Source organism: Enterobacter cloacae complex sp. P6RS (assembly GCF_014982245.1).
GTDB classification, from domain to species: domain Bacteria; phylum Pseudomonadota; class Gammaproteobacteria; order Enterobacterales; family Enterobacteriaceae; genus Enterobacter; species Enterobacter bugandensis.
The window spans coordinates 105,775-130,313 of record NZ_JADCLB010000008.1; the positions used below are offsets into that span (position 1 = coordinate 105,775).

The 24,539-nt window shown below is 56.7% G+C and carries 20 protein-coding genes; 8 read left to right on the plus strand and 12 right to left on the minus strand.

Annotated features, from left to right (window positions below):
- Nucleotides 1-37: 37 nt before the first annotated feature.
- The 3 genes from malM to malK all read right to left on the minus strand — a co-directional run bounded on the left by malM (nt 38) and on the right by malK (nt 3,629).
- Entirely contained in the window at nt 38-991 is a 954-nt protein-coding gene (malM, locus tag INF73_RS05320) for a maltose operon protein MalM (RefSeq protein ID WP_045631390.1), read from the minus strand.
- Nucleotides 992-1,104: 113 nt separating this feature from the next.
- Nucleotides 1,105-2,448 carry a maltoporin gene (locus INF73_RS05325; RefSeq protein WP_028015131.1) on the minus strand — a complete coding sequence of 448 codons (1,344 nt, stop codon included), beginning with the start codon at nt 2,446-2,448 and terminating at the stop codon, nt 1,105-1,107.
- 71 nt (nt 2,449-2,519) lie between these two features.
- A complete protein-coding gene (malK, locus tag INF73_RS05330; RefSeq protein WP_028015130.1) occupies nt 2,520-3,629 on the minus strand; it encodes a maltose/maltodextrin ABC transporter ATP-binding protein MalK in 1,110 nt (369 codons plus the stop codon).
- Nucleotides 3,630-3,999: 370 nt separating this feature from the next.
- Between malK and malE the strand changes: the two genes are divergently transcribed.
- From malE to malG, 3 genes are all read left to right on the plus strand, one after another.
- Complete coding sequence (malE, locus tag INF73_RS05335; protein ID WP_032644952.1) at nt 4,000-5,190, plus strand: maltose/maltodextrin ABC transporter substrate-binding protein MalE; 1,191 nt, start codon at nt 4,000-4,002, stop codon at nt 5,188-5,190.
- Nucleotides 5,191-5,310: 120 nt separating this feature from the next.
- Complete coding sequence (gene malF, locus INF73_RS05340; protein WP_193052749.1) at nt 5,311-6,855, plus strand: maltose ABC transporter permease MalF; 1,545 nt, start codon at nt 5,311-5,313, stop codon at nt 6,853-6,855.
- A gap of 14 nt (nt 6,856-6,869) precedes the next feature.
- The gene (malG, locus tag INF73_RS05345; protein WP_006810496.1) at nt 6,870-7,760 is read left to right on the plus strand and encodes a maltose ABC transporter permease MalG; all 891 of its coding nucleotides are present in this window, start codon (nt 6,870-6,872) and stop codon (nt 7,758-7,760) included.
- 96 nt (nt 7,761-7,856) lie between these two features.
- Here the strand turns inward: malG and psiE are convergent, their stop codons facing one another.
- From psiE to pgi, 6 genes are all read right to left on the minus strand, one after another.
- Nucleotides 7,857-8,267, minus strand: a complete 411-nt coding sequence (psiE, locus tag INF73_RS05350) for a phosphate-starvation-inducible protein PsiE (protein ID WP_000202963.1) — start codon at nt 8,265-8,267, stop codon at nt 7,857-7,859.
- 162 nt (nt 8,268-8,429) lie between these two features.
- Nucleotides 8,430-10,526, minus strand: coding sequence for a YjbH domain-containing protein (locus INF73_RS05355; protein ID WP_028015126.1), 2,097 nt, complete (start codon nt 10,524-10,526; stop codon nt 8,430-8,432).
- Nucleotides 10,523-11,263 (minus strand): capsule biosynthesis GfcC D2 domain-containing protein, encoded by a 741-nt coding sequence (locus tag INF73_RS05360; protein WP_193540851.1) that lies wholly within the window; start codon nt 11,261-11,263, stop codon nt 10,523-10,525. The genes INF73_RS05355 and INF73_RS05360 overlap by 4 nt, the downstream gene beginning before the upstream one ends.
- Nucleotides 11,260-11,898, minus strand: a complete 639-nt coding sequence (locus INF73_RS05365) for a YjbF family lipoprotein (protein WP_047366840.1) — start codon at nt 11,896-11,898, stop codon at nt 11,260-11,262. The genes INF73_RS05360 and INF73_RS05365 overlap by 4 nt, the downstream gene beginning before the upstream one ends.
- A gap of 63 nt (nt 11,899-11,961) precedes the next feature.
- On the minus strand, nt 11,962-12,204 hold the full coding sequence (gene yjbE, locus INF73_RS05370) for an exopolysaccharide production protein YjbE (RefSeq protein WP_013095034.1): 243 nt from the start codon (nt 12,202-12,204) through the stop codon (nt 11,962-11,964).
- A 366-nt stretch (nt 12,205-12,570) separates the two neighbouring features.
- Nucleotides 12,571-14,220: a glucose-6-phosphate isomerase gene (gene pgi, locus INF73_RS05375; protein WP_193540853.1), complete on the minus strand. Its 1,650-nt coding sequence runs from the start codon at nt 14,218-14,220 to the stop codon at nt 12,571-12,573.
- A gap of 374 nt (nt 14,221-14,594) precedes the next feature.
- Here pgi and lysC point away from each other — a divergent pair, with 374 nt between their 5' ends.
- The 3 genes from lysC (at nt 14,595) to INF73_RS05390 (ending at nt 17,305) form a co-directional block, all read left to right on the plus strand.
- A complete protein-coding gene (gene lysC, locus INF73_RS05380; RefSeq protein WP_041911575.1) occupies nt 14,595-15,944 on the plus strand; it encodes a lysine-sensitive aspartokinase 3 in 1,350 nt (449 codons plus the stop codon).
- 93 nt (nt 15,945-16,037) lie between these two features.
- Nucleotides 16,038-16,982: a ketopantoate/pantoate/pantothenate transporter PanS gene (gene panS / locus INF73_RS05385; RefSeq protein WP_047362611.1), complete on the plus strand. Its 945-nt coding sequence runs from the start codon at nt 16,038-16,040 to the stop codon at nt 16,980-16,982.
- A 50-nt stretch (nt 16,983-17,032) separates the two neighbouring features.
- Nucleotides 17,033-17,305, plus strand: coding sequence for a DUF3811 domain-containing protein (locus tag INF73_RS05390; protein ID WP_003860346.1), 273 nt, complete (start codon nt 17,033-17,035; stop codon nt 17,303-17,305).
- Here INF73_RS05390 and rluF read toward each other — a convergent pair whose 3' ends face one another.
- Nucleotides 17,306-18,178 carry a 23S rRNA pseudouridine(2604) synthase RluF gene (gene rluF / locus INF73_RS05395; RefSeq protein WP_022646725.1) on the minus strand — a complete coding sequence of 291 codons (873 nt, stop codon included), beginning with the start codon at nt 18,176-18,178 and terminating at the stop codon, nt 17,306-17,308.
- Nucleotides 18,179-18,375: 197 nt separating this feature from the next.
- Here rluF and INF73_RS05400 point away from each other — a divergent pair, with 197 nt between their 5' ends.
- Nucleotides 18,376-18,678, plus strand: a complete 303-nt coding sequence (locus INF73_RS05400) for a type II toxin-antitoxin system RelE/ParE family toxin (RefSeq protein WP_028015119.1) — start codon at nt 18,376-18,378, stop codon at nt 18,676-18,678.
- 6 nt (nt 18,679-18,684) lie between these two features.
- Nucleotides 18,685-18,972: an addiction module antidote protein gene (locus INF73_RS05405; protein WP_021242718.1), complete on the plus strand. Its 288-nt coding sequence runs from the start codon at nt 18,685-18,687 to the stop codon at nt 18,970-18,972.
- On the opposite strand, the gene INF73_RS05410 is transcribed toward INF73_RS05405, so the two are convergent.
- Nucleotides 18,969-20,600 (minus strand): Na/Pi cotransporter family protein, encoded by a 1,632-nt coding sequence (locus INF73_RS05410; protein ID WP_028015118.1) that lies wholly within the window; start codon nt 20,598-20,600, stop codon nt 18,969-18,971. The two genes, INF73_RS05405 and INF73_RS05410, sit on opposite strands and share 4 nt — an antisense overlap.
- Before the next feature lie 113 nt (nt 20,601-20,713).
- Complete coding sequence (gene metH / locus INF73_RS05415; RefSeq protein WP_193540855.1) at nt 20,714-24,397, minus strand: methionine synthase; 3,684 nt, start codon at nt 24,395-24,397, stop codon at nt 20,714-20,716.
- Nucleotides 24,398-24,539: the final 142 nt, after the last annotated feature.

Consider the following 24,539-nt stretch of genomic DNA (forward strand, 5'->3'; position numbering starts at 1 on the left):
CACTAAACTACTAACAAATCAGCACTGTGGGGAACAGTTACCCCTTGCCTTTTACACTGCTGATAAAGGTGGAACGGGCAGTGGTTGAACCTAAACGTTCGGCTTCATCAAGCAGTTTCAGCGCTTTATCGACATCGCCGCGCTTCACCGCCTGCTTAATGGCGTTGTTGAAGTACTCTTCGGTGTCGTTCAGTACGGGCTCGGCTTTCTTCGCCGGGGCTGGCGCTGCTGCGGCGACCGGTGCGGCTGCCGTGGCAGCAGGCGCGGTGTAAGCAGGTGCTGCGGTATTGCCCACGGTCACAGGGCCGTTACCGGAGGAGCCAAACAGCGGGCCGACCAGCACGCTGGAACCGCTGTTCGTTTTCACCTTCAGCTTTAACGTTCCGTCGGTGACGTGACGAGCAATAGGGTCCGGAATATCAGGAATCGCGTTACCGGTGCCTTTTGCGTAGGCTTTAGCCGGATCGAGCAGCGTGGTGGTCTTCTGGAGATCCTGCTCGGTGGTAAAGACCAGCACGTAGAGTTTTTGCTGGCCCAGCGCAGGGGTCAGGCGCATGACGCCTTCCAGACGATCGGCGCTCATCACGCCAGGCTCCTGGTAGGTAAAGTATTCGCTTGGGAAAAAGGCTGATGGCGTCATGTTCTGATCGAGAATCAGCACGTTAGGCGCAAATACGCTCGTCTGCTTGTTGACTTCACTGGTCAGGGTAATGGCCAGTTCACCGATATTGGCGGGTACGCTATACGCAGCAACCGGGCCGGTAATACCCGGAACATTAAGCGACTGGCCGCCCGTTGAGAGCTGGGTGGTCTGGGTTTTAGACTGATCGACAGGCGTCCAGACAAGCTGTTGCAGTGCCGCTGTCGGAATAGCTGGTGCAGATGTTGTGTTTTGCGGAACGAAGTTGACGTTAGCGAGCGTTACGGCAGGCGCGCTTGCCAGCAGCCCTGCGGATAAACAAAGGGCAAGGAGAGTTTTGTTCATTTTCATTGTTATCACCTCAAAATGCACAGGTTCAGCGGTAGCCAGGCAATAGCGCGCCGTCCCAAGGATTGAGGGGCTTGCGCCCCTCAGTTTGGTCATTACGTCAGATTAAGACGGGATTACCACCAGATTTCCATCTGGGCGCCGAAGGACCACTCGTCGTTGTCGCCACGACCGAAGGAGCTTCCATTGAAACCATCTTTGAACGCTTTACCGTAGTTAGCGTTGTTAGATGGGTTACCGTTGTAGTCATAACCCCACTTCTCATCCCACTTGGCGTAGGTTGCGAATACACGGATTGCCGGGCGAGACCAAATGCTGTCGCCTGCCTGCCACTGTTGTGCCAGGGTGATTTTGTACTGGTTGTTGGTTTCGTCAGCGCTTTGTGATTTCACGTTGTCGTAACCCACTTCCAGCAAGGTGCTCATGATAGGCGTCCATTTGAACATCGGACGTACACCCACGGTCCACCACTTGGTCCCGTTGTTGTTATCCCAGTCGATGTCCTGGTACATACCGACATACATCAGGTCCCAGCGATCGCCCAGAGAGATTGCACCGTGGTCGAGAATACGCAGCAGGCTACCGTTGTTGTTAATGTCGTAGGCATAACCCGAGTTAGAATCGATGCCTACACCAGAACCTTGAGACAAGCCTTTACCCTGAGACGTCATTGAGTCAGTGGCATACTGAACCACAAACTTGTTATAGCCCTTCAGCATGCTCTGTGTGTGCTCAGCGGTGAACATCCAACCATCTTTTGAAGCACCATCAACCAGGCGATAATCATCACGCGGGTTAGCACGACCGTAATCAACACCCAGTTCCAGAGTGCCACCTGGGTTGATTTCCATCTGTGCCAGGCGCACGTCAAAGACATCGTTCGCTGTACGAGTGGTGTAATCATAAATACTATTGCTGGCGAAAGAGGATGAACCGCCTGCTTCGGAAGAACGGGTTGCTGCCAGAGAGAGCTTACCAAAACCGACATCGATGTTTTCCAGACCCGCACCAGGACCAGAGATATCCCAGTAGTAGAAGTCGATCATGTGTACGTCATGACGCTGATAGAAGCGCTTACCGGCCCAGATGGTGGAACCTGGCAGCCATTCGATCAGGTTTTTACCCTGCACGTTAGCTTCACGGAACGCCGGGTCAGTGGCTTCCCAGTCGTTCTGCTGCGCCACGGAGTACGCTACGTTGGTGTCGAAGTAGAAGCTCTTGTCGCCTTCTTTCCACACTTCCTGGCCCAGCTTCAGTTCCGCATAGGTTTCACATTCGTTACCAAGACGGTATTTACTTTGGGCACCGGTTGCCTGGAAGCACTGTTGTTCGCCGCCACTACCCGTCCAGCCGATACCGGAACGAGCATAACCATGGAAATCCACGGCCAGCGCCTGAGCAGACATTACGCCCGCTGCGACGGCAACTGCCAGAGGAAGTTTGCGCAGAGTAATCATCATTCTATCTCCTGAGATCATTGCTTTTCTTTGAACACTTCACCTGTCGGTTTCGTGTCTTCTTTTGGGATTGCTTAAACGCCTGGCTCTTTGTGCAGCCGACGACATGCGGTGCCATCCTCACGGAACAGATGGCAGCGCTCTGGCGGCAAGCCGATAGCGAATGTGGCACCCTCTTCTACCAACACCACGTCGTTCTGGCGGTAGACCAGGTTCTGACGGATGGCGGGGATCTGGATATGAATCTGTGTTTCGTGACCAAGCTGTTCGACGACCTGAACTTCACCTTCCAGCGTCACATCCGCAATGTGGCTTGGCAGTAGATGCTCAGGACGGATACCGAGGGACATATTTGCCCCGACCTGTACGTTGGCGCTGTCGACCGGGAGCCAGACCTGCTGGCGGTTTGGCAGCTCCACCTGTACCTGTTCAATGGCTGTCGCCGTCACTTTGACGGGCAGGAAGTTCATCTTTGGCGAGCCAATGAAGCCCGCAACAAAGCGGTCTGCCGGGTAGTGATACAGCTCCAGCGGTTTGCCCACCTGCGCCACGCGACCGGCGTCCAGCACCACGATTTTGTCGGCGAGGGTCATCGCTTCGACCTGATCGTGGGTGACGTAAATCATCGTGCGGCCAAGGCGCTTGTGCAGACGGGAGATTTCAATACGCATCTGGACGCGCAGGGCGGCATCCAGGTTAGAGAGAGGTTCATCGAGCAGGAACACGCGCGGCTCGGCCACCAGCGTACGGCCAATCGCCACGCGCTGACGCTGACCGCCGGAAAGCGCTTTCGGTTTACGCTCCAGCAGGTGCGCCAGCTGCAACACTTCAGCCACCTGCGTGACACGCTGGTTAATGACCTCTTTTTTCGCCCCGGCCAGCTTCAGGCCAAAGGACATGTTCTCGGCAACGGAAAGATGGGGATAAAGCGCATAAGACTGGAACACCATGCCTACGCCGCGTTCGGCTGGCGGGATGTCGTTCATTCGGGTATCACCGATCAGCAGGTCGCCGCTGGTGATGGTTTCAAGACCGGCAATCATACGCAGCAGAGTTGATTTACCACAGCCTGATGGGCCGACAAACACCACAAATTCGCCTTCAGTGATGTCCAGATTGATGTCTTTCGACACCACTACGTCGCCCCAGGCTTTCGTTACATTACGCAGCTGTACGCTCGCCATGCCCTTCTCCCTTCGTTACAACCTGTCACCGACAGAAACATTCAAGATAAGTTCACTATGGGGTATCCATTACTTTCGTGAATCCTCCACCCCCCGCCTTTTTTATGGGGGAGGAGGCGGGAGGATGAGAGAACAGGCTCTGCGACCGCAGCCGGGGGGCTGAGGCGAAATTCGTGAAGCCGCCTGCAAAATTCGGTGGGTTTTTATGTGCGCCAGCACTCATAACTTAAATTTATGCAACGGAGATCACACAAACGGGGGGTGGGGCGTAGGGGTTGGGAGGATGGAAAGAGGATGTCAAATAAGGAGACTGAGTCACGTTGAACCACCTTATGTATCCACGAGCACATCACCAAAAAGGATGGCAGATATGAATATCAAGACTGGCGCACGCGTTTTCGCATTGTCCGCCCTTGCAGCAATGATGGTTTCCGCCCCAGCGCTCGCCAAAATTGAAGAAGGCAAGCTGGTTATCTGGATTAACGGCGACAAGGGCTATAACGGCCTGGCCGAAGTGGGCAAAAAATTCGAGAAAGACACCGGTATCAAAGTTACCGTAGAGCACCCGGACAAACTGGAAGAGAAATTCCCGCAGGTTGCGGCAACCGGTGACGGCCCGGACATCATCTTCTGGGCACACGACCGTTTCGGCGGTTACGCGCAGTCTGGCCTGCTGGCTGAAGTCACGCCAGACAAAGCTTTCCAGGACAAACTGTTCCCGTTCACCTGGGACGCCGTTCGCTATAACGGCAAGCTGATCGCCTACCCAATCGCGGTTGAAGCCCTGTCACTGATTTACAACAAAGACCTGGTGCCAAACCCACCGAAAACATGGGAAGAGATCCCGAAACTGGATAAAGAGCTGAAGGCGAAAGGTAAATCCGCCCTGATGTTCAACCTGCAAGAGCCGTACTTCACCTGGCCGCTGATTGCTGCCGACGGCGGCTACGCGTTCAAGTTTGAAAACGGCAAATATGACGTGAAAGACGTGGGCGTGGACAACGCGGGCGCGAAAAAAGGCCTGACCTTCCTGGTTGACCTGATTAAGAACAAACACATGAACGCGGATACTGACTACTCCATCGCGGAAGCGGCGTTCAACAAAGGCGAAACCGCGATGACCATCAACGGTCCGTGGGCCTGGACCAATATCGACAAGAGCAAAATCAACTACGGCGTGACCCTGCTGCCAACCTTCAACGGCAAGCCGTCTAAACCGTTCGTGGGCGTGCTGAGCGCGGGCATCAACGCCGCCAGCCCGAACAAAGAGCTGGCGAAAGAGTTCCTGGAAAACTACCTGCTGACCGATCAGGGTCTGGGTGAAGTGAACAAGGACAAACCGCTGGGCGCCGTGGCGCTAAAATCCTTCCAGGATCAGCTGGCAAAAGATCCACGCATCGCGGCAACCATGGATAACGCTCAGAAAGGCGAAATCATGCCGAACATCCCACAGATGGCCGCGTTCTGGTACGCCACCCGTACCGCCGTTATCAACGCTGCAAGCGGTCGCCAGACTGTCGATGCCGCGCTGAAAGATGCTCAGGGTCGTATTACTAAGTAAGAAGAAAAACGGCGGGTGGCGCGTGCGCTTACCCGCCCTACGACTACGGCACGATCCGTAGGTCAGGTAAGCGCAGCGCCACCTGACGAAAAGTTTCCACCGTTGTAGAGGAAGAACCCCATGGATGTCATTAAAAAGAAGCACTGGTGGCAAAGCGACGCGCTGAAGTGGTCAGCGATCGGTCTGCTGTGTCTGCTGGTGGGTTACCTTGTTGTTTTAATGTACGTACAAGGGGAATATCTGTTCGCCATCATGACGCTGATCTTAAGCTCTGCTGGCCTGTATATTTTCGCCAACCGTAAAGCCTATGCCTGGCGCTATGTCTACCCGGGCGTGGCCGGGATGGGGCTGTTTGTCCTGTTCCCGCTGATCTGCACCATCGCCATTGCGTTCACCAACTACAGCAGCACCAACCAGCTCGCGCAGGAGCGCGCCACTCAGGTGCTTCTGGATCGCTCTTATCAGGCGGGTAAAACCTTTAACTTCGGCCTGTATCCTGCAGGTGACGAGTGGAAGTTAGCGCTCACTGACGGTGAGAGCGGCAAAAACTATCTTTCCGACGCGTTCAAATTTGGCGGCGAGCAGAAGCTGATCTTAAAAGAGGCCGCGGCCCTGCCGGAGGGTGAACGTGCGAACCTGCGTATCATTACCCAGAATCGCCAGGCGCTGACCCAGCTCACCGCCGTGCTGCCCGATGAAAGCAAAGTGACCATGAGCTCGCTGCGCCAGTTCTCCGGCACGCAGCCGCTTTATACCCTGGCGGACGACGGCACGCTGACCAACAACCAGAGCGGCGTGAAGTACCGTCCGAATAACGACATTGGTTTCTATCAGTCTATAAATGCCGATGGCAAATGGGGTGATGACAAGCTCAGCCCTGGCTATACCGTCACCATCGGCTGGGACAACTTTACCCGCGTGTTTACCGACGAAGGTATCCAGAAACCGTTCTTCGCCATCTTCGTCTGGACGGTGGTCTTCTCGGTGCTGACGGTGATCCTGACCGTTGCCGTAGGCATGGTGCTGGCCTGCCTCGTGCAGTGGGAGTCCCTGAAAGGCAAAGCGATTTACCGCGTGCTGCTGATTCTGCCTTACGCCGTACCGTCGTTTATCTCGATTCTGATTTTCAAAGGGCTGTTTAACCAGAGCTTCGGTGAAATCAACATGATGCTGAGCGCGCTGTTCGGTATCAAACCGGCCTGGTTCAGCGACCCGACCACCGCCCGCTCGATGATTATCATCGTCAACACCTGGCTGGGCTATCCGTACATGATGATCCTGTGCATGGGGCTGCTGAAGGCGATTCCGGACGATCTGTATGAAGCCTCGGCGATGGACGGCGCGGGTCCGTTCCAGAACTTCTTTAAAATTACGCTACCGCTGCTTATTAAGCCGCTGACGCCGCTGATGATTGCCAGCTTCGCCTTTAACTTTAACAACTTCGTGCTGATTCAGCTGTTGACCAACGGCGGCCCGGACCGCCTTGGCACCACCACGCCGGCAGGCTATACCGACCTGCTCGTGAGCTACACCTACCGTATCGCCTTTGAAGGCGGCGGCGGCCAGGACTTTGGTCTGGCGGCGGCGATTGCCACCCTGATCTTCCTGCTGGTTGGCGCTCTGGCGATTGTGAACCTGAAAGCCACACGTATGAAATTTGACTAAGGAGGGTACTGAACATGGCAATGGTACAACCCAAATCTCAGAAGCTGCGCCTCCTCGCGACGCACTTAGGCCTGCTGATTTTCATCGCGGCCATCATGTTCCCGCTGCTGATGGTTATCGCCATCTCCCTGCGTTCGGGTAACTTTGCGACCGGGAGCCTGATCCCGGATGAAATCTCCTGGGAGCACTGGAAGCTCGCGCTGGGCTTCAGCGTGGAGCACGCCGATGGCCGCGTCACCCCGCCGCCGTTCCCGGTGCTGCTGTGGCTGTGGAACTCGGTGAAAGTGGCGACCATCACCGCCATCGGCATCGTGACGCTCTCCACCACCTGTGCTTATGCCTTCGCCCGCATGCGTTTCCCGGGCAAAGCAACGCTGCTGAAAGGCATGCTGATTTTCCAGATGTTCCCGGCTGTGCTGTCGCTGGTGGCGCTGTATGCCCTGTTTGACCGTCTCGGCCAGTACGTGCCGTTTATTGGTCTGAATACCCACGGCGGCGTGATCTTTGCCTATCTCGGCGGTATTGCCCTGCATGTGTGGACCATTAAAGGCTATTTCGAAACCATCGACGGCTCGCTGGAAGAGGCGGCGTCGCTGGATGGTGCTACCCCGTGGCAGGCGTTCCGTCTGGTGCTGCTGCCGCTGTCCGTGCCGATTCTGGCGGTGGTCTTTATTCTGTCGTTTATCGCGGCGATCACCGAAGTACCGGTCGCCTCACTGTTACTGCGCGATGTGAACAGCTACACCCTGGCCGTAGGTATGCAGCAATACCTCAACCCGCAAAACTACCTGTGGGGCGACTTTGCCGCGGCGGCCGTACTGTCTGCCATCCCGATTACCGTGGTGTTCCTGCTGGCCCAGCGCTGGCTGGTGAATGGCCTGACGGCGGGCGGCGTGAAAGGTTAAGTTTCATTTGTTATGCCACTGCAACCCTCAACTTTAGACGTATTGTATTGACCCAACTTGTGACTGTTGTTAGGCGCTCTTCGGAGCGCCCTTTTTTTATTCGCGTTTCAGCCGCTTCGAATTACACAGCCAGAGGGTGATCACCAGCAGCAGGATCGCCGCCGAGTAGATCAGCACGTCGAGCGGGGATTTATGATCGACGATGATCAGCCGCACAATGGCGGTGATGCCAATGTAGACAAAATAGCGCAGCGGGAAGTGAAAGCCGGACTGGAAGTACTTCACAATCAGGGCGATAAATTCAAAGTAGAGAAAGTAGACCACCAGACCTTCCACCAGCGCATATTTGCTGGTTTGCTCAGGGGCGAACAGCACATCCGCCAGATGCACCGTCTCTTTGCCGAGAAAGACGACCAGGATCAGGCCAAGGCTCAGCAGACCGAGGTTCAGCACGGTCTGGAGTATCGTTGAGATAAACTCAACGCGCGGGCGAGTCAGGGATGTCATACAGCACCTCATTCTCCAGGACGAGATTCCTGTATAACGCAAAAATGTGACGGGGATCTATATTTTTTGTTTATGTTTGGCGCATTCGCCCGCTGGCGCTGCGCTTACCGGGCCTACAAAAACCGTAGGCCCGGTAAGCGCAGTGCCGCCCGGCGTGAAGCATCAGCGGAAGTTAATGTTCTTATCGCTGGTCATGTCGTACAGCTGGAACTTACGCCCAAGCTGCTGGCCGCCATCACGCGTCAGCGGTGTCCAGCCCACTGCCGCACGGCTGCGGGTCGGACCGGATGAGAAGAGATCCAGCGGAATCGACACGTAAACCCCTTTGGTGAAGTCCCCTTCCCCGTACTCGTCCGGCGAGACGTTGGTGATGGTGGCGTAGCCGCCCACCACGACGCCGCTGTCGAAGTGTTTGGAGATATCCAGCGTGCCGCCCTTGTCGCCCGCCAGATACTGGCCGACGCTGGCTTTCACCAGCACGTCCTGCGCGAACGAAGGCGTCCAGTAGGCGGTCAGGTGGCCGGTTTTGACGCTGTAGTCGGTGAACTTCATCATGTCCTGCGCGCTGCGCCAGTCACGCTGCTTAACGTAATTGGCATCAATCCCGAACGCCCAGTTGCTGTCGACGGGACGATACAGCACCTCCGCCCCCGCGCCGCCGAACATAGTCTCCAGGTAGCCTCCGTAAACCTGGCCGTAGAAGCCGTTGCCGAAGTACTGGAAGTAGTTGGCCTGCAGGTTATTCACGTAGACATCGTTCTGCACGTATTCACGCACGCGGGTACGCACGCGCGGCAGCTTCGAGTCGTTCGGCGGGTTCGTGTAGTTAAACTTGTCGTAGTTGTTCGCAATGTTGCCGAACAGGCTGCCGGTGGTCAGCAGGTGGTCGGTGACCCACAGATCCGCCGTCGCCATCGCACCCAGCTGATACATGTAGAAGTTTTCCGGCCCGCCGACGGACTGGTTCAGTACCGGATCGATGTGGAAATCAAAGCGCGATTTATCGATATACCAGCCCTGCTCGGTGGTTTCCGGCACGATCGGCTCTACGCGTTTTTGCACCAGCTCGGTTTCATGCCCGAGCGGTTCGCCTTCAAGATGGCGCTTGAGGCTGGCGACATCGGTTTCGGTGGTGACCTGCGGCAGATTCAGGCGGTTCTCCGTCACGCGGATCGTGCGGATCCCGTCCGGGAGATCGTTCATCACGATCCGGTTGGCGCGTTCGATCCCTTCACGCGAGTCGCGGTATTTCACCTGCTCGCCGGTGACGTACAGCGTATCGCCTTTCACCTGAATTTTCGGATCGGCCAGACCGGCGTTGTATTTCAACAGCGTCAGCTGGTTTGCCACCACGGAGTGCTGCAGAATCGCATCCTGCGGCTCCGGCCGGTAGGCAGGCCGCGCGTTATCGTTGTAGTGCGGCCGCATGTCGTTGAAGTTGGTGCGCAGCGTGAAGCCAAACATCACCGTGTTGCCACGCTCGTAGCTGAGGTTAACGTCGGCCCAGTCGGTGACGCGATAAATGGCGCCGACGTTAAACTTGCTCTTCTGCTCAATCTTCCCGGCGAAGTCCTGCGAGTAGTCGTTCCCTTCGTACTCCAGCTTCAGGCGCAGCGGCTGCCACGGCGTCTGGTATTCCACACCACCGAACAGCGAGGCCGGGCCGTGGAACATCTGGTCGCCGTTGATGGAACCGGCTTTCTTGTAGCTGTTATCGCGGTAGCAGTATTTATCGCTGTAGGTACAGAACGGGTTCTTAACGTTGCCGCTGGTGCCGAGATAGCCCCAGCCAAGACCGAGAGAAAAATCAAACGGTCCCCAAGCCTTGCTGGCCACGATGTATTCCGCGTCGAACAGGCCGGTCCCGCCGATATCTTTTGCACCCACGGAGACCTGCGGCATCCAGTAGCTCTCTTCCCACAGGCGCAGCTTGACGTCGAAGGCTTTATCTTTGTAGGTCTGATCGCCGGAGAAGGCGTCTACGCTGCTGTACTGTTTCGTACGCACGTCGGTGTAGCGCAGCGTGGTTTCAAGCCACGGGAAAAGCTGTACGGAGGCGGAATAGTAGCGATACTGGTCGTTATCGCGGTAGTTAAGGCTAATTTCCCCTTCACGCGCCATGCGCGCGGTAGGCGTTTGCAGTAAACCGACGCCACCGAAGTCTGACTGAGACGGGCCAACAGGTGCCGGATACGTTTCTGCATGGCAGGCGGCGCTTACGCAGAGCGCCAGCATGCTGTAGAGATAGGTTCTTTTCATTCTTCCGGTATCCGCTGTGTCAGGGAGTGAAGGATATCGGCGTTAAGCCCGTCATATGCCTTCGTCCAGAAATGGTCGGCAAAACCGACAAAAATGATGCTGCCCGGCATGGGTTCGATATGGCGTTTATTCCAGTACGCCACCGGCGCTTTTTGCGTATGCCCGTCTGGATAAATAATCCATGCGTAGCTGTTATCCGCGCCGCTCAGCAGGCTTTGTTCGTCGAGATAGCTCGCCACGTCGCGGCCGGGCGTAAAGGGCTTTTTACCGGGGCTGCTGATAAGCCCCATCACGGTCACCGTCGTCGGCTTCACCGGAAGCCAGAGGGTGTATTCCCCTTCAAGCGTGGGGTTGCCCTTTTCAGTGACGCGCACTTCATCTGGATCAAGATTGACTTTCTGGCGGCCTGTCACCTTCAGCGTCTGAAGCTGCTGGCGAACGCTGTTAATGGCCGCGGCATCGTCGCCGTCTTCCTGCTCCGCCAGGCTCGTCAGACGGGCCAGCAGGGCACGGTGTTCCTGCTCCGCCTTAACCGTCGCCTGACGCTCGCCGATCACCGCTCCCGGCCACCAGCTGTTGGCAAGCCTTGGCTGCCCGACGAGATCGAGCAGATGCTCGGCGTTGGTTAAGGTTTTGGGTTTTTCACTGTCCGGCGTGTAGACCTTTACCGTTCCTGCGGACCATGCCAGCGGCGCGGCAAGGCTGGCGAGAAGCGCAGCGTGGATGAGCGTTTTCATGATTTCGCCGCCTTGATCAGGGTGGTTTTCACCGGGAAGAAACCGGCACCGAGATACTGCAAGGACTGACGGATCTGCCCATCCTCGTCGATCCAGAAGCGGTTATGCCAGGTGGCCTGGTCGGTGGTGACCTCTTCATCCAGCACGCGAACCTGCGTTTCGTCGCTGCCGACTTTCACGCTGTCCGTACCGTCCCAGCGGAAGGTCGAGCGTGCCGTGGCGTAGCGCACCTGCTTGTGCTCGGTCCAGCCCATCGTGCGCGTCCAGCTTGCGCCGTCGACGATCTGATTTGGCTTGATGAGCGGGTCTTCGGCGAGATTATTCACCTCGAGCAAGTTGTCGCCGCCGAGCAGCGTTTTCACGATTCGGGCATGCTGCGTGACGATGGTGGCCTGATCCTGCGTCACCCATTTCTGCTGCCCGTTTTCATCGAAAGCGAGCACCACAAACAGCTGCGGGCCATCGTTTAGCTGCATGTACTGACTGGCGTACGGCATGTTCTGAAGTTCGTCATCGGTCAGATGAACGCCCGGCGTGCCGAAAAGGCTTTCCCACAGTGAATGTCCCAGCCCTTTGGTGGTGGCTGAGCACGCCTGCAACAGCAGGCAAATCAGAATGATTGCAGGTCGCTTCACGACTCTTCTCCGAAGGGGCGAAATAACCACACCGAAGTGTGGTTATGATTAAAACACCCGGTATTACTGGGTGCTGGTTGTCGTAGTGGTCGTGGTTCCGGTATTGGAGCCATCACCGCCACCGGTTGCCGCCAGCGCGACACCCACGGCTGAACTTACGGTGCTGGTGCTGGCTGCGGTAGAACTTCCCGCAGACGCAGACGTCGCTGCCGACCCTGCTGCTTCCCCGACCTGGACCGGAGCTGCATAGACAGACGTCGCCGCAAGTGCAGATATGGCAAAAATGCCATACAGTACTTTCTTCATAACAATTTCCCTTCAATGAATGAATGGAGATTTGCCCGAAAAGAAATTCAGGCGGAATCGAGTATACACAACTACAGCAGAGGGTTTACCGTGGGGAGAAATAGGGGGACGGTTTTCGGACTAATGGATAAAACAGAAACGAAAAACAAATATTTAAAATAAATAATCGATAAAAATCAATAAATTATAATATATCCTTATTATCTTAGCTCTACGTATTTTCTTAAAATAAACCGCAGCAATTAGCAGGTTAACCGCCTTTTTCAGATTAAACTCAGAGTCAGAATTTGAGTTAACTAACAGACATCAGGAATTATCCGATAAAAAAATGCCGGCATATCGCCGGCATTTTTCATGACATATTAATTACCCACGCCATGCTTTATAACGGTTAATCAAACCATTGGTGGAGCTGTCGTGGCTGTCGATAGCTTTATCGTCATCCAGCTCTGGCAGAATGCGGTTTGCCAGCTGTTTGCCCAGCTCAACGCCCCACTGGTCAAAGGTGAAGATGTTCAGGATCGCGCCCTGAGTGAAGATCTTGTGCTCGTACAGCGCAATCAGCGCGCCCAGGCTGAACGGGGTGATTTCGCGCAGCAGGATGGAGTTGGTTGGGCGGTTGCCTTCGAACACTTTGAACGGCACAACGTGGTCCAGCGTGGCCGGATCTTTACCCTGGTCACGGTATTCCTGCTCAACCACTTCGCGGGATTTACCGAACGCCAGCGCTTCGGTCTGTGCGAAGAAGTTGGACAGCAGCTTCGGATGGTGGTCGGACAGCGGGTTGTGCGTGATCGCCGGGGCGATGAAATCGCACGGTACCATTTTGGTACCCTGGTGAATCAGCTGGTAGAACGCATGCTGGCCGTTGGTGCCCGGCTCGCCCCAGATGATCGGGCCAGTCTGGTAATCCACCGCGTTGCCGTTACGGTCAACGTACTTACCGTTGGATTCCATGTTGCCCTGCTGGAAGTAGGCCGCAAAACGGTGCATGTACTGGTCGTATGGCAGGATCGCTTCGGTTTCAGCGCCGAAGAAGTTGTTGTACCAGATACCGATCAGCGCAAGCAGCACCGGCAGGTTTTTCTCAGGCGCGGTGGTGGAGAAGTGTTTGTCCATCGCATGCGCGCCGGAGAGCAGCTCAACGAAGTTGTCAAAGCCCACGGACAGGATGATGGACAGACCGATTGCAGACCACAGAGAGTAGCGGCCGCCAACCCAGTCCCAGAACTCGAACATGTTCGCCGTATCGATGCCAAACTCGCCTACCGCTTTACCGTTGGTGGAGAGCGCCGCAAAGTGTTTCGCCACGTGCTTTTCGTCGCCCGCGGTTTTCAGGAACCAGTCACGCGCGCTGTGGGCGTTGGTCATGGTTTCCTGGGTGGTGAAGGTTTTGGACGCCACCAGGAACAGGGTGGTTTCCGGGTTCACGTTTTTCAGCACTTCGGCGATGTGGGTACCATCGACGTTAGAGACAAAGTGCATGTTGAGGTGGTTTTTGTACGGGCGCAGCGCTTCGGTCACCATGAACGGGCCGAGGTCAGAGCCGCCGATACCGATGTTAACCACGTCGGTGATCGCTTTGCCGGTGTAGCCTTTCCAGTTGCCGGAGATGATCGCTTCGGAGAACGTTTTCATCTTTTCCAGCACCGCGTTTACTTCCGGCATCACATCTTTGCCGTCAACGATGATTGGCGTATTGCTACGGTTGCGCAGCGCCACGTGCAGCACGGCACGGTCTTCGGTGCGGTTGATCTTCTCGCCGGAGAACATGGATTTGATGGCGTCGGCCAGCTCGGTCTCTTTCGCCAGATCCTGCAGTTTTGCCAGCGTCTCTTCGGTAATGCGGTTTTTAGAGAAATCCACCAGCATCAGGTCGTCGAAGGTCGCGGAGAACTTGTTGAAACGATCGGCATCTTTCGCGAACAGATCCGCGATGGTGACGTCTTTCATTTCATCATAATGTTTCTGGAGTGCCTGCCAGGCAGCGGTCTGCGTTGGGTTGATGTTTTTCATTAGCAATACTCTTCTGATTTGAGAATTGTGACTGCGGTCGATTGTAGCGCCTGCAAATAAAAATTGTGATGGTTTTTATGCCATTGCCCTGGTCTGCATCAAACGCAGGTGAAAAGACCCGAAAAGTATAGCTGCTGTCGAGCCCTTCCGGCGTGGCGAAATGTCGGTCAAAAGGGGGTAAAAAGGAGCATAAAATATGGGCCTGTTATAAGTCCTGTTTCTCAGGGGTACCCCCCCATAAAAAATCCGCATAATCCCAGCATTGACAGGACCTCCCCCGCATTTTATTTATAGGGCCGTATTTTGCGCCTGCACCTGTTTTCGTTTCATTCTTGTGCCAAGGTCGCTTATTCATTCCCTGACACGAGGTTGTTATGACGAGTTTTGTGGTCGCCAAGTTTGGCGGCACCAGTGTGGCCGATTACGATGCCATGAACCGCAGCGCCGATGTGGTGCTGGCCGATCCGAATACCCGCCTGGTGGTGCTCTCTGCATCCGCCGGCGTGACGAACCTGCTGGTTTCTCTGTCTGAAGGACTGGAAGCGACAGAACGTTTCGTGAAGCTGGATGCACTGCGCAAAATTCAGTTCGACATTCTTGAACGTCTGCAAAACCCGAACGTGATCCGCGAAGAAGTGGAGCGCCTGCTGGAAAATATCACCACCCTGGCAGAAGCGGCGTCCCTGGCCACCTCTACCGCCCTGACCGATGAACTGGTCAGCCACGGTGAATTGATGTCTACCCTGCTGTTTGTTGAAATTATGCGCGAGCGTAACGTTCAGGCGCAGTGGTTTGACGTGCGTAAAGTGATGCGCACCAGCGATCGTTTTGGGCGCGCCGAACCGGACGTTGAGATGCTGGCCGAGCTCACCAACCAGCAGCTGGCGCCGCGCCTGGCAGAAGGCATGGTGATCACCCAGGGCTTTATCGGCAGCGAAGCGAAAGGACGCACGACCACGCTTGGCCGTGGCGGCAGCGATTACACCGCCGCGCTGCTGGGCGAAGCCCTGCACGCAACGCGCGTGGATATCTGGACTGACGTGCCGGGTATTTACACCACCGATCCGCGCGTCGTTTCCGCGGCAAAACGTATTGATGTGATTGCCTTTGAAGAAGCGGCTGAAATGGCCACCTTCGGTGCAAAAGTGCTGCATCCGGCAACGCTGCTGCCTGCCGTGCGCAGCGATATTCCGGTCTTCGTTGGCTCCAGTAAAGATCCAAAAGCGGGCGGGACGCTGGTCTGCAAGAAAACCGAGAACCCGCCGCTGTTCCGCGCGCTGGCCCTGCGCCGCCGCCAGACGCTGGTCACGCTGCACAGCCACAATATGCTGCACTCCCGCGGCTTCCTGGCAGAAGTGTTTGGCATCCTCGCGCGCCATAACATCTCTGTAGATTTGATTACCACCTCCGAGGTGAGCATTGCGCTGACGCTGGACACCACCGGCTCCACCTCCACCGGCGACACCCTGCTGACGCAGTCGCTGCTGATTGAGCTGTCTGAGCTGTGCCGCGTGGAGGTCGAAGAAGACCTGGCGCTGGTGGCCATCATCGGTAACAAGCTGTCTCGCGCCTGCGGCGTGGGCAAAGAGGTGTTCGGCGTGCTTGACCCGTTCAACATCCGCATGATCTGCTACGGTGCCTCCAGCTATAACCTTTGCTTCCTGGTCCCTGCCGATCAGGCCGAGCAGGTGGTGCAGAAACTTCATCAGAATTTGTTTGAATAAAATTCGTTAGCACGATAAACAATACCTATAAGCCGGGCACAGACCCGGCTTTTTCATAACTAAACAACACGACAATACTGCAAGGAATTCACTATGTTATCCGCTATCACCCGGCTGTTCCCGCTATGGGCGCTGCTGCTCTCCGTACTCGCGTATTACACCCCTACCACGTTCACGGGCATTGGTCCGTGGGTCACCACGCTGCTGATGCTGATTATGTTCGGCATGGGCGTGCACCTGAAAATCGACGATTTTAAACGCGTGCTGTCGCGCCCGGCGCCGGTGGCTGCAGGGATCTTCCTGCACTACCTGGTGATGCCGCTCGCGGCCTGGCTGCTGGCGATGGCCTTTAAGATGCCGCCCGATCTCTCCGCCGGGATGGTGCTGGTGGGCAGCGTCGCCAGCGGTACGGCATCTAACGTGATGATCTATCTGGCGAAAGGTGACGTGGCGCTCTCCGTGACCATCTCTTCGGTATCCACGCTGGTTGGCGTCATTGCCACACCGCTGTTAACCCGCCTGTACGTGGACGCGCATATTCAGGTGGATGTGATGGGCATGCTGCTTAGCATTCTGCAGATTGTGGTGATCCCGATTGCGCTGGGGCTGGTTATCCACCATCTGTTCCCACGCGTGGTGAAAGCGGTTGAGCCGTACCTGCCCGCGTTTTCGATGGTCTGCATTCTGGCGATCATCAGCGCCGTGGTGGCCGGTTCCGCGTCGCACATTGCCTCCGTAGGCTTTGTGGTGATCGTCGCGGTGGTACTGCACAACACCATCGGCCTGCTGGGCGGATACTGGGGCGGGAAGCTGTTTGGCTTTGACGAGTCCACCTGCCGCACGCTGGCAATCGAGGTAGGCATGCAGAACTCCGGCCTGGCAGCGGCGCTGGGTAAAATTTACTTCTCACCGCTGGCGGCCCTGCCGGGCGCGCTGTTCTCCGTCTGGCACAACCTGTCCGGCTCGCTGCTGGCGGGCTACTGGTCCGGTAAACCGATTGATGAGCAACCGAAAAAAGATGCGCTGAAGCAGGGTTAATTGACGCGGCTTGCTTTACACTGAAGCCTCCCCATCAGGAGGCTTCAGCAATGGCTACACCACGATTGACCCAGAAAGACATGACGGAAGCCGAGCAGCGCGAACTGAAAACGCTTCTCGACCGCGCCCGCATCGCCCATGGCCGCACGCTGACGAACGCCGAAACCAATCAGGTTAAAAAAGAGTACATCGACAAGCTGATGGCGCAACGTGAGGCTGCGGCGAAAAAAGCCCGCAAGCTGAAAAAAGAGCAGGCTTATAAGCCGGATGCAGAGGCGACCTTTTCCTGGTCCGCCAATACATCAACCCGTGGAAGGCGCTAATCAGCGCCCTTTCTTTTTGCGCCCCGGCTGGGTAAAGCGTTTTCCGTTACCCGGCTTGCCCCGCCCTTTCTCTTCCGCCTGCGGTGCCTTCACCACCGGACGTTTAATCGCCTGCGTTTTCGGTTTCGCTTTAGCTTTCGGCTTCGCTTCGGACGAGGAGTTTTCGATAAGCTTGAACAGCTCGATCAGCTCGTCGTCCGTTAAGTCACGCCACTCGCCCAGCGGGATCCCGGACAGGCTGACGTTCATGATGCGCGTACGTTCCAGCTTCGTCACTTCATAACCAAAATACTCGCACATGCGGCGAATCTGGCGGTTTAAGCCCTGCACCAGGGTAATGCGGAAGGCAAACGGCGCTTCTTTTTTGACCTTGCACTTCTTCGTCACGGTGCCCAGAATCGGCACGCCTGCGCCCATCCCGCGAATGAACTCGTCCGTCACCGGCTTGTTCACCGTCACGATGTACTCTTTCTCGTGGTCGTTACCGGCACGCAGAATTTTGTTCACCAGGTCGCCGTGGTTGGTGAGGAAAATCAGCCCCTGAGAGTCTTTATCCAGGCGACCAATCGGGAAGATACGGCTGCTGTGGTTCACGAAATCAACGATGTTGTCCCGCTCACCGTCTTCGGTGGTGCTGACAATCCCAACCGGTTTGTTCAACGCGATAAACACCAGGTCTTCTGCATCACGCGGTTCGATGACCTGACCATTTACTTTAACCACATCGCCAGGGACCACCTGGTCACCGATGGTGGCGCGTTTGCCGTTGAGGAACACGTTACCTTGTTCAATGTAACGGTCAGCCTCGCGACGTGAGCAGATCCCGCTCTCGCTAATGTACTTGTTTAATCGGGTTGATTGAGTTGGCAGCATAGTTTCTCCTGTGAAGGGCGAAATATACCTTAGGTATGGACTGGAAAAAAAGATTAGCCGACGGTAACTGAGACGGGTTTTTAAGTTTGCGAGACGCTTTCAGGATTTTACGTCCTGTCATTTACCCATGTGTTCAAGCCTTTTAGTTTTACTCTCCATGTAGAAATGTTTGTAGTTTATAAATCACAGGGAGTAATATGAAGGAGATTGTTCAGACAGAATCCTTCCGACGCTGGGAGCAAAACTTAAAAGATCGACGAGCGAAGACCATTATCGCTTCCCGCCTCTTTCGGTTGGCAAATGGCTTAGCGGGTGACGTTAAACCCGTGGGAGAAGGTATAAGTGAGCTAAGGATCCACATTGGTCCGGGCTACAGAATCTATTTTAAAGACCAGGGCAATTGCATCATCGTGCTGTTATGTGGTGGTGACAAAAGCAGCCAGGACAGAGACATACTGACAGCAAAAATGCTGAGCAATGTATCCCAATGGCAGGAGTGAATGAGCATGCATAAATTAACACCTTACGATCCCGCCAACGCGCTGGTGGATGACGAGGAAATCGCCGTGTTTATCGCTGATGCACTAGAAACAGGCGACTCGACGTATATCGCTAAAGCCCTTGGGGTTGTAGCGCGAGCCAAAGGAATGTCGAACATTTCACAGCAAACTGGCTTATCACGTGAGCAGCTTTATCGGTCCTTCAGTGATAAAGGAAACCCAACGCTCAAAACCACGCTCGCGGTCATGAAAGCATTGGGCTTTGGGCTAACACTCAAACACGCCGGGGATTAATACTCATCCCGCTCGTCATCTTCATCCGGCTGTTCCATCACGCTATACGCCACTGCGCAGAACAGCGAGTTAAGACGCTTCATATCCCCCAGCAGCCCCAGGTGCAGGGAGCTGGTCTCGATACTTTGCACGTTCTGCTGGTGCAGACGTTCAACGTGGGCGTGCGAGTAGCGGCGGTTAAGAATGCGGAAGCGATGCTTGTTGCGGCGCAGGCGGCGCGCGCTTGGCACGTCGCTGGAGAAGAAGACCAGCATCGCCAGTTTGAGGTTGCTGACCAGCTGCTCGTGCAACGCTTCCAGCTCCTTCAGTCCTTCAACGGAGAACGCCCGACGCGCGGCCAGCGACTTATCAGCAATCTCGCTGCCCATACGCTCAACGATATCGGAGGCCTGCTCAAGGTTGAGCGACATCTCAATGATTTCCGCCCAGCGGCGGGACTCCTCCTCCGCCAGCTCGTCCTGCGGCATGCGCGCCAGGTAGAGCTTGATGGCGGTGTACAGCACGTTGATGTCGTCCGCCAGTTTGCGCAGCTCTTTCTCCTCTCGCGGCTCGCCGTGCATCACCTTTTTCAGCCCTTCGAGCATGGTTTCCATGGCATCGCCCATGCGCAGCGTCTCGCGCGCGGCATTCGCCAGCGCCAGCGCCGGAGTGTCCAGCGCAGAGGTATCCAGGTGCTTCGGCTTAAGGCGCGCGTCCAGCTCCGGTTCATCACGGATAAGACGCTCGCAGAAGCGGGCCATCGGCGCGGCAAACGGCACCATAGCCAGGCAGCGCACCAGGTTATAGAAGACGTGGAAGTAGATCACCAGCTCCGCCTTCGGCAGCGGGAGGTTGTCCATCAGGTTTGCCAGAGGATGGACAAACGGCAGAATAATCAGGCTGCCCACCAGCTTAAACAACAGGCTACCGAGCGCCACGCGACGGGCGGCAGCGTTGGCCGCGCTGTTGTTGAGCATTGCCAGCAGACCAGAGCCGAGGTTGGCACCGATCACCAGACAGAGCGCGACCGGGAAGGAGATCGCCCCGGCGGCGGTGAGCGTGGCCGTCAGCAGCACGGCGGCCAGGCTGGAGTAGCTGATGATGGCAAACACTGCCCCGATCAGCGCATCCAGCATGATGTCACCGGTCAACGAGGCGAAGATGACCTGCACGCCGTTCGCCTGGGTGATAGGCGTCACCGCCTGCACAATCAGTTCCAGCGCCAGCAGAATCAGCCCGAGGCCAATGCCCACGCGGCCAAGCTGCCCGGCCCGGGTCTGCTTGCGGCCAAGAAAGAAGATAACCCCAATGAAAATCAGCAGCGGCGACAGCCAGGAGAGATCGAACGTCAGGATACGCGCCATCAGCGCGGTACCGACGTCAGCACCCAGCACGATCACCAGCGCCGGGGCGAGCGCGACCAGATCCTGCGCCACAAAGGAGGTGACGAGCATGGTGGTGGCATTGCTGCTTTGCACCAGCGCCGTGACGCCAATCCCCGCGCAGAAGGCGAGCGGCTTCTTCTCAACGCTGCCGCTGAGGACGGTACGTAAGCGCGCGCCGAACACGCGCATCACGCCGGTGCGGACAATATGGGTGCCCCATACGAGCAGTGCGACTGCCGAAAGCAGATGTAACAACGTCAGCACGGAAGTGGGTTCTCCTTATCGTTATAGATTTTATGATTAAGTATAAGGGTTTAAACGTAAGAAAGAGACAGGGCACCGTTGAGGTGCCCTGTTTGTTGTAAGGAAAAGTGACGTTAGTCCGCGTCGTAGCCTAAATTCGGTGCCAGCCAGCGCTCTACCTCAGACACGCTCATGCCTTTGCGCAGGGCGTAATCTTCGATCTGATCGCGCTGCAGCTGCGCCACGGCGAAGTACTTGCTGTCCGGATGACTGAAGTACCAGCCCGACACGGACGCGCCCGGCCACATGGCGAACGACTCGGTGAGCTTCATGCCGGTATGCGCTTCCACGTCCAGAAGTTTCCAGATAGTGCCTTTTTCGGTGTGTTCCGGACAGGCCGGATAGCCCGGCGCCGGACGAATCCCCTGGTAGTTTTCGCGGATCAGCTCCTCGTTGCTGAGGTTCTCATTCGCCGCGTAACCCCAGTACACCTTACGTACGCGTTCGTGTAGGTATTCAGCAAAGGCTTCCGCCAGGCGGTCGGCAATCGCTTTCACCATGATCTTATTGTAATCATCGTGTTGCGCTTCAAACGCGTCCGCCAGGGCGTCTTCTTCCAGACCGCCGGTTACCGCAAAGGCGCCGATATAGTCAGCTTTCCCGCTCAGCTTCGGCGCAACGAAATCCGCCAGGCAGTAGTTGGCAAAGCCCACTTTTTCGGTTTGCTGCCGCAGGTGATGGCTCACGGCCAGCACGTGGGTGCGGGTTTCATCGCGGTAGATTTCCACGTCGTCACCCACGCGGTTCGCCGGGAACAGCCCCACCACGCCGCGCGGGTTGAGGGTTTTCTCTGCGCTCAGCCTGTCCAGCATATCGTTGGCGTCTTTAAACAGGCGCTTCGCCTCTTCGCCAACCACCTCATCCTCAAGGATGCGCGGATATTTGCCCGCCAGCGACCAGGTCATAAAGAACGGCGTCCAGTCAATGTAGTTGCGCAGCGTCTCGATGCTGGCCGTCACGTCCTGCACGCCCAGACGATGCGCGACCGGCGGCGTATAGCTTGCCCAGTCAAAGGCCAGGTCGTTATCGCGTGCGGCGGCGAGCGTCACCGGCGGCGTGCGCGGTTTTTTGCGCCCGTGCTGCACGCGAACGGTTTCGTACTCCTGGCGAGTGCGCGCCACAAAATCGTCGCGCTGAGTCTCGGAGAGCAGTGCGGAAACCACGCCCACCGTGCGCGAGGCGTTCTGCACGTAAACCGTCGGTCCGCTGTAGTTCTGCTCGATCTTCACTGCCGTGTGCGCTTTCGAGGTGGTCGCCCCGCCAATCAGCAGCGGAATGGTGAAGCCCTGACGCTCCATCTCTTTTGCCACGTTGACCATTTCGTCGAGCGACGGCGTAATCAGGCCGGAGAGGCCAATCAGATCGGCGTTCACTTCGCGCGCGGTCTTGAGGATTTTATCCGCCGGAACCATCACGCCAAGGTCGATAATTTCGTAGTTATTACACTGCAACACCACGCCAACAATGTTTTTGCCGATGTCGTGCACGTCGCCCTTCACGGTGGCGATAACCATTTTACCGTTGCTGGAGCCCTTCTCTTTGCTGGCTTCGATGAAGGGTTCAAGATAAGCCACTGCCTGCTTCATGACGCGAGCGGATTTCACCACCTGCGGCAGGAACATCTTGCCCTCGCCGAACAGATCGCCAACCACGTTCATGCCGTCCATCAGCGGCCCTTCGATCACCTCAATCGGGCGGGCTGCCTGCTGACGCGCCTCCTCGGTGTCCTGCTCAATGAACTCGGTAATCCCTTTCACCAGCGAGTATTCCAGACGCTTTTTCACGTCCCAGGAACGCCACTCGGCCTGCTGAACATTGGCCGATTCATCCGATTTACTGCCGCGGTATTTTTCCGCCAGGTCGAGCATGCGCTCGGTGGCGTCGTCGCGACGGTTGAGGATCACGTCCTCTACGGCATCGCGCAGTTCGGCAGGCAGATCGTCGTAAATCGCCAGCTGTCCGGCGTTGACGATGCCCATGTCCATCCCATTGCGGATGGCGTAGTAGAGGAACACGGCGTGGATCGCTTCACGCACCGGGTCGTTGCCGCGGAACGAGAACGAGACGTTCGACACGCCGCCGGAGATCAGCGCATGCGGCAGCTCGCGCTTGATGTCTTCACACGCGCCGATAAAGTCCTGGGCGTAGTTGTTGTGCTCTTCGATGCCGGTCGCGACGGCAAAGATGTTCGGGTCGAAAATAATGTCTTCCGGCGGGAAGCCCACCTCTTCGGTCAGAATTTTGTACGCGCGGCGGCATATCTCAATTTTGCGCTCGCGGGTGTCGGCCTGGCCCACCTCATCGAAGGCCATCACCACCACGGCCGCACCGTAGCGGCGCACCATCTTCGCGTGGTGGATAAAGATATCCACGCCCTCTTTCATCGAGATGGAGTTAACGATGCCTTTGCCCTGAATGCACTTCAGCCCTTTTTCGATGACCTCCCACTTGGAGGAGTCAATCATGATCGGCACGCGGGCGATATCCGGCTCACCGGCAATCAGGTTGAGGAAACGCACCATCGCCGCTTCGGCGTCAAGCATCCCCTCGTCCATGTTGATATCGATAATCTGCGCCCCGCTTTCCACCTGCTGGCGGGCGACGTCCAGCGCTTCGCTGTACTTCTCTTCTTTGATCAGGCGCTTGAATTTAGCGGAACCGGTAACGTTGGTACGTTCACCCACGTTCACAAACAGGCTGTCGTCGCCGATGGTCAACGGCTCCAGGCCGGAAAGGCGACAGGCAACCGGCAGCTCGGGCAGCTTGCGCGGCGGCAGCCCGTCCACGGCGTTGCTCATGGCAGCGATGTGCTCCGGCGTGGTGCCGCAGCAGCCGCCGACGATGTTCAGGAAGCCTGACTCGGCCCACTCGCGGATTTGCGCCGCCATGGTGTCAGCATCCAGATCGTACTCGCCAAACGCGTTCGGCAGACCGGCGTTCGGATGCGCGGTAACATAGCATTCGGCGATGCGCGAAAGCTCCTGCACGTACTGGCGCAGTTCGTCTGGTCCCAGCGCGCAGTTCAGGCCGAAGGAGAGCGCGTCGGCGTGGCGCAGGGAGTTATAAAACGCTTCGGTTGTCTGGCCGGACAGGGTACGCCCGGAGGCGTCGGTGATGGTGCCGGAGATCATGATCGGCAGGTCAACGCCCAGCGCCTCAAACTCCTCTTTCACCGCATATATCGCAGCTTTGGCGTTGAGGGTATCGAACACCGTTTCAATGAGGATCAGGTCGGAGCCACCTTCCACCAGCGCTTTAGTCGATTCACGATACGCCGTAACCAGCTGGTCAAAGGTGATATTACGAAACGCCGGATCGTTGACGTCCGGTGAAATCGACGCGGTGCGGTTGGTCGGGCCAAGCACCCCGGCAACGTAGCGCGGCTTGTCCGGCGTGCGGGCCGTCCACTCGTCGGCACAGGCGCGGGCGAGCCTGGCCGCCTCATAGTTGATCTCCGCCGACAGGGATTCCATCTGGTAATCCGCCATGGCGATGGTTGTCGAGTTGAAGGTGTTGGTTTCTACAATATCCGCACCCGCTTCAAAGTAGGCATTGTGGATATCCTTAATCACGGACGGCTTGCTGAGCACCAGCAGGTCGTTGTTCCCTTTCAGGTCGCAGGGCCAGTCGGCGAAGCGCTCGCCGCGGAAATCGTCTTCGCTCAGACGATAGCTCTGGATCATGGTGCCCATGCCGCCGTCCAGCACCAGAATTCGTTCATTTAACTGCGCACGCAGTTGCTCTACTTTGCTGCTCACACTTGCTCCCGACAACGCTCAACAAGGCCAAAAGGCTGCGTTCCATACTGGCACAATCTCGCAGGGTGGAAAAGTCACGCCGCGGTAACATGAGACATGTTCACCATCACTCCTCCGATCAGTCAGGATAACGGTTGCAAAT

Bases quoted from the DNA above. Each gene is read 5' to 3' on its own strand.
- INF73_RS05355 (WP_028015126.1), bottom strand. From the start codon at position 10,526: ATGAAAAGAACCTATCTCTACAGCATGCTGGCGCTCTGCGTAAGCGCC.
- malK (WP_028015130.1), bottom strand. From the start codon at position 3,629: ATGGCGAGCGTACAGCTGCGTAATGTAACGAAAGCCTGGGGCGACGTA.
- rluF (WP_022646725.1), bottom strand. From the start codon at position 18,178: ATGCTGCCAACTCAATCAACCCGATTAAACAAGTACATTAGCGAGAGC.
- yjbE (WP_013095034.1), bottom strand. From the start codon at position 12,204: ATGAAGAAAGTACTGTATGGCATTTTTGCCATATCTGCACTTGCGGCG.
- malE (WP_032644952.1), top strand. From the start codon at position 4,000: ATGAATATCAAGACTGGCGCACGCGTTTTCGCATTGTCCGCCCTTGCA.
- malG (WP_006810496.1), top strand. From the start codon at position 6,870: ATGGCAATGGTACAACCCAAATCTCAGAAGCTGCGCCTCCTCGCGACG.
- psiE (WP_000202963.1), bottom strand. From the start codon at position 8,267: ATGACATCCCTGACTCGCCCGCGCGTTGAGTTTATCTCAACGATACTC.
- INF73_RS05400 (WP_028015119.1), top strand. From the start codon at position 18,376: ATGAAGGAGATTGTTCAGACAGAATCCTTCCGACGCTGGGAGCAAAAC.
- lysC (WP_041911575.1), top strand. From the start codon at position 14,595: ATGACGAGTTTTGTGGTCGCCAAGTTTGGCGGCACCAGTGTGGCCGAT.
- malF (WP_193052749.1), top strand. From the start codon at position 5,311: ATGGATGTCATTAAAAAGAAGCACTGGTGGCAAAGCGACGCGCTGAAG.
- INF73_RS05360 (WP_193540851.1), bottom strand. From the start codon at position 11,263: ATGAAAACGCTCATCCACGCTGCGCTTCTCGCCAGCCTTGCCGCGCCG.
- INF73_RS05405 (WP_021242718.1), top strand. From the start codon at position 18,685: ATGCATAAATTAACACCTTACGATCCCGCCAACGCGCTGGTGGATGAC.
- pgi (WP_193540853.1), bottom strand. From the start codon at position 14,220: ATGAAAAACATCAACCCAACGCAGACCGCTGCCTGGCAGGCACTCCAG.
- panS (WP_047362611.1), top strand. From the start codon at position 16,038: ATGTTATCCGCTATCACCCGGCTGTTCCCGCTATGGGCGCTGCTGCTC.
- malM (WP_045631390.1), bottom strand. From the start codon at position 991: ATGAAAATGAACAAAACTCTCCTTGCCCTTTGTTTATCCGCAGGGCTG.
- INF73_RS05325 (WP_028015131.1), bottom strand. From the start codon at position 2,448: ATGATGATTACTCTGCGCAAACTTCCTCTGGCAGTTGCCGTCGCAGCG.
- INF73_RS05390 (WP_003860346.1), top strand. From the start codon at position 17,033: ATGGCTACACCACGATTGACCCAGAAAGACATGACGGAAGCCGAGCAG.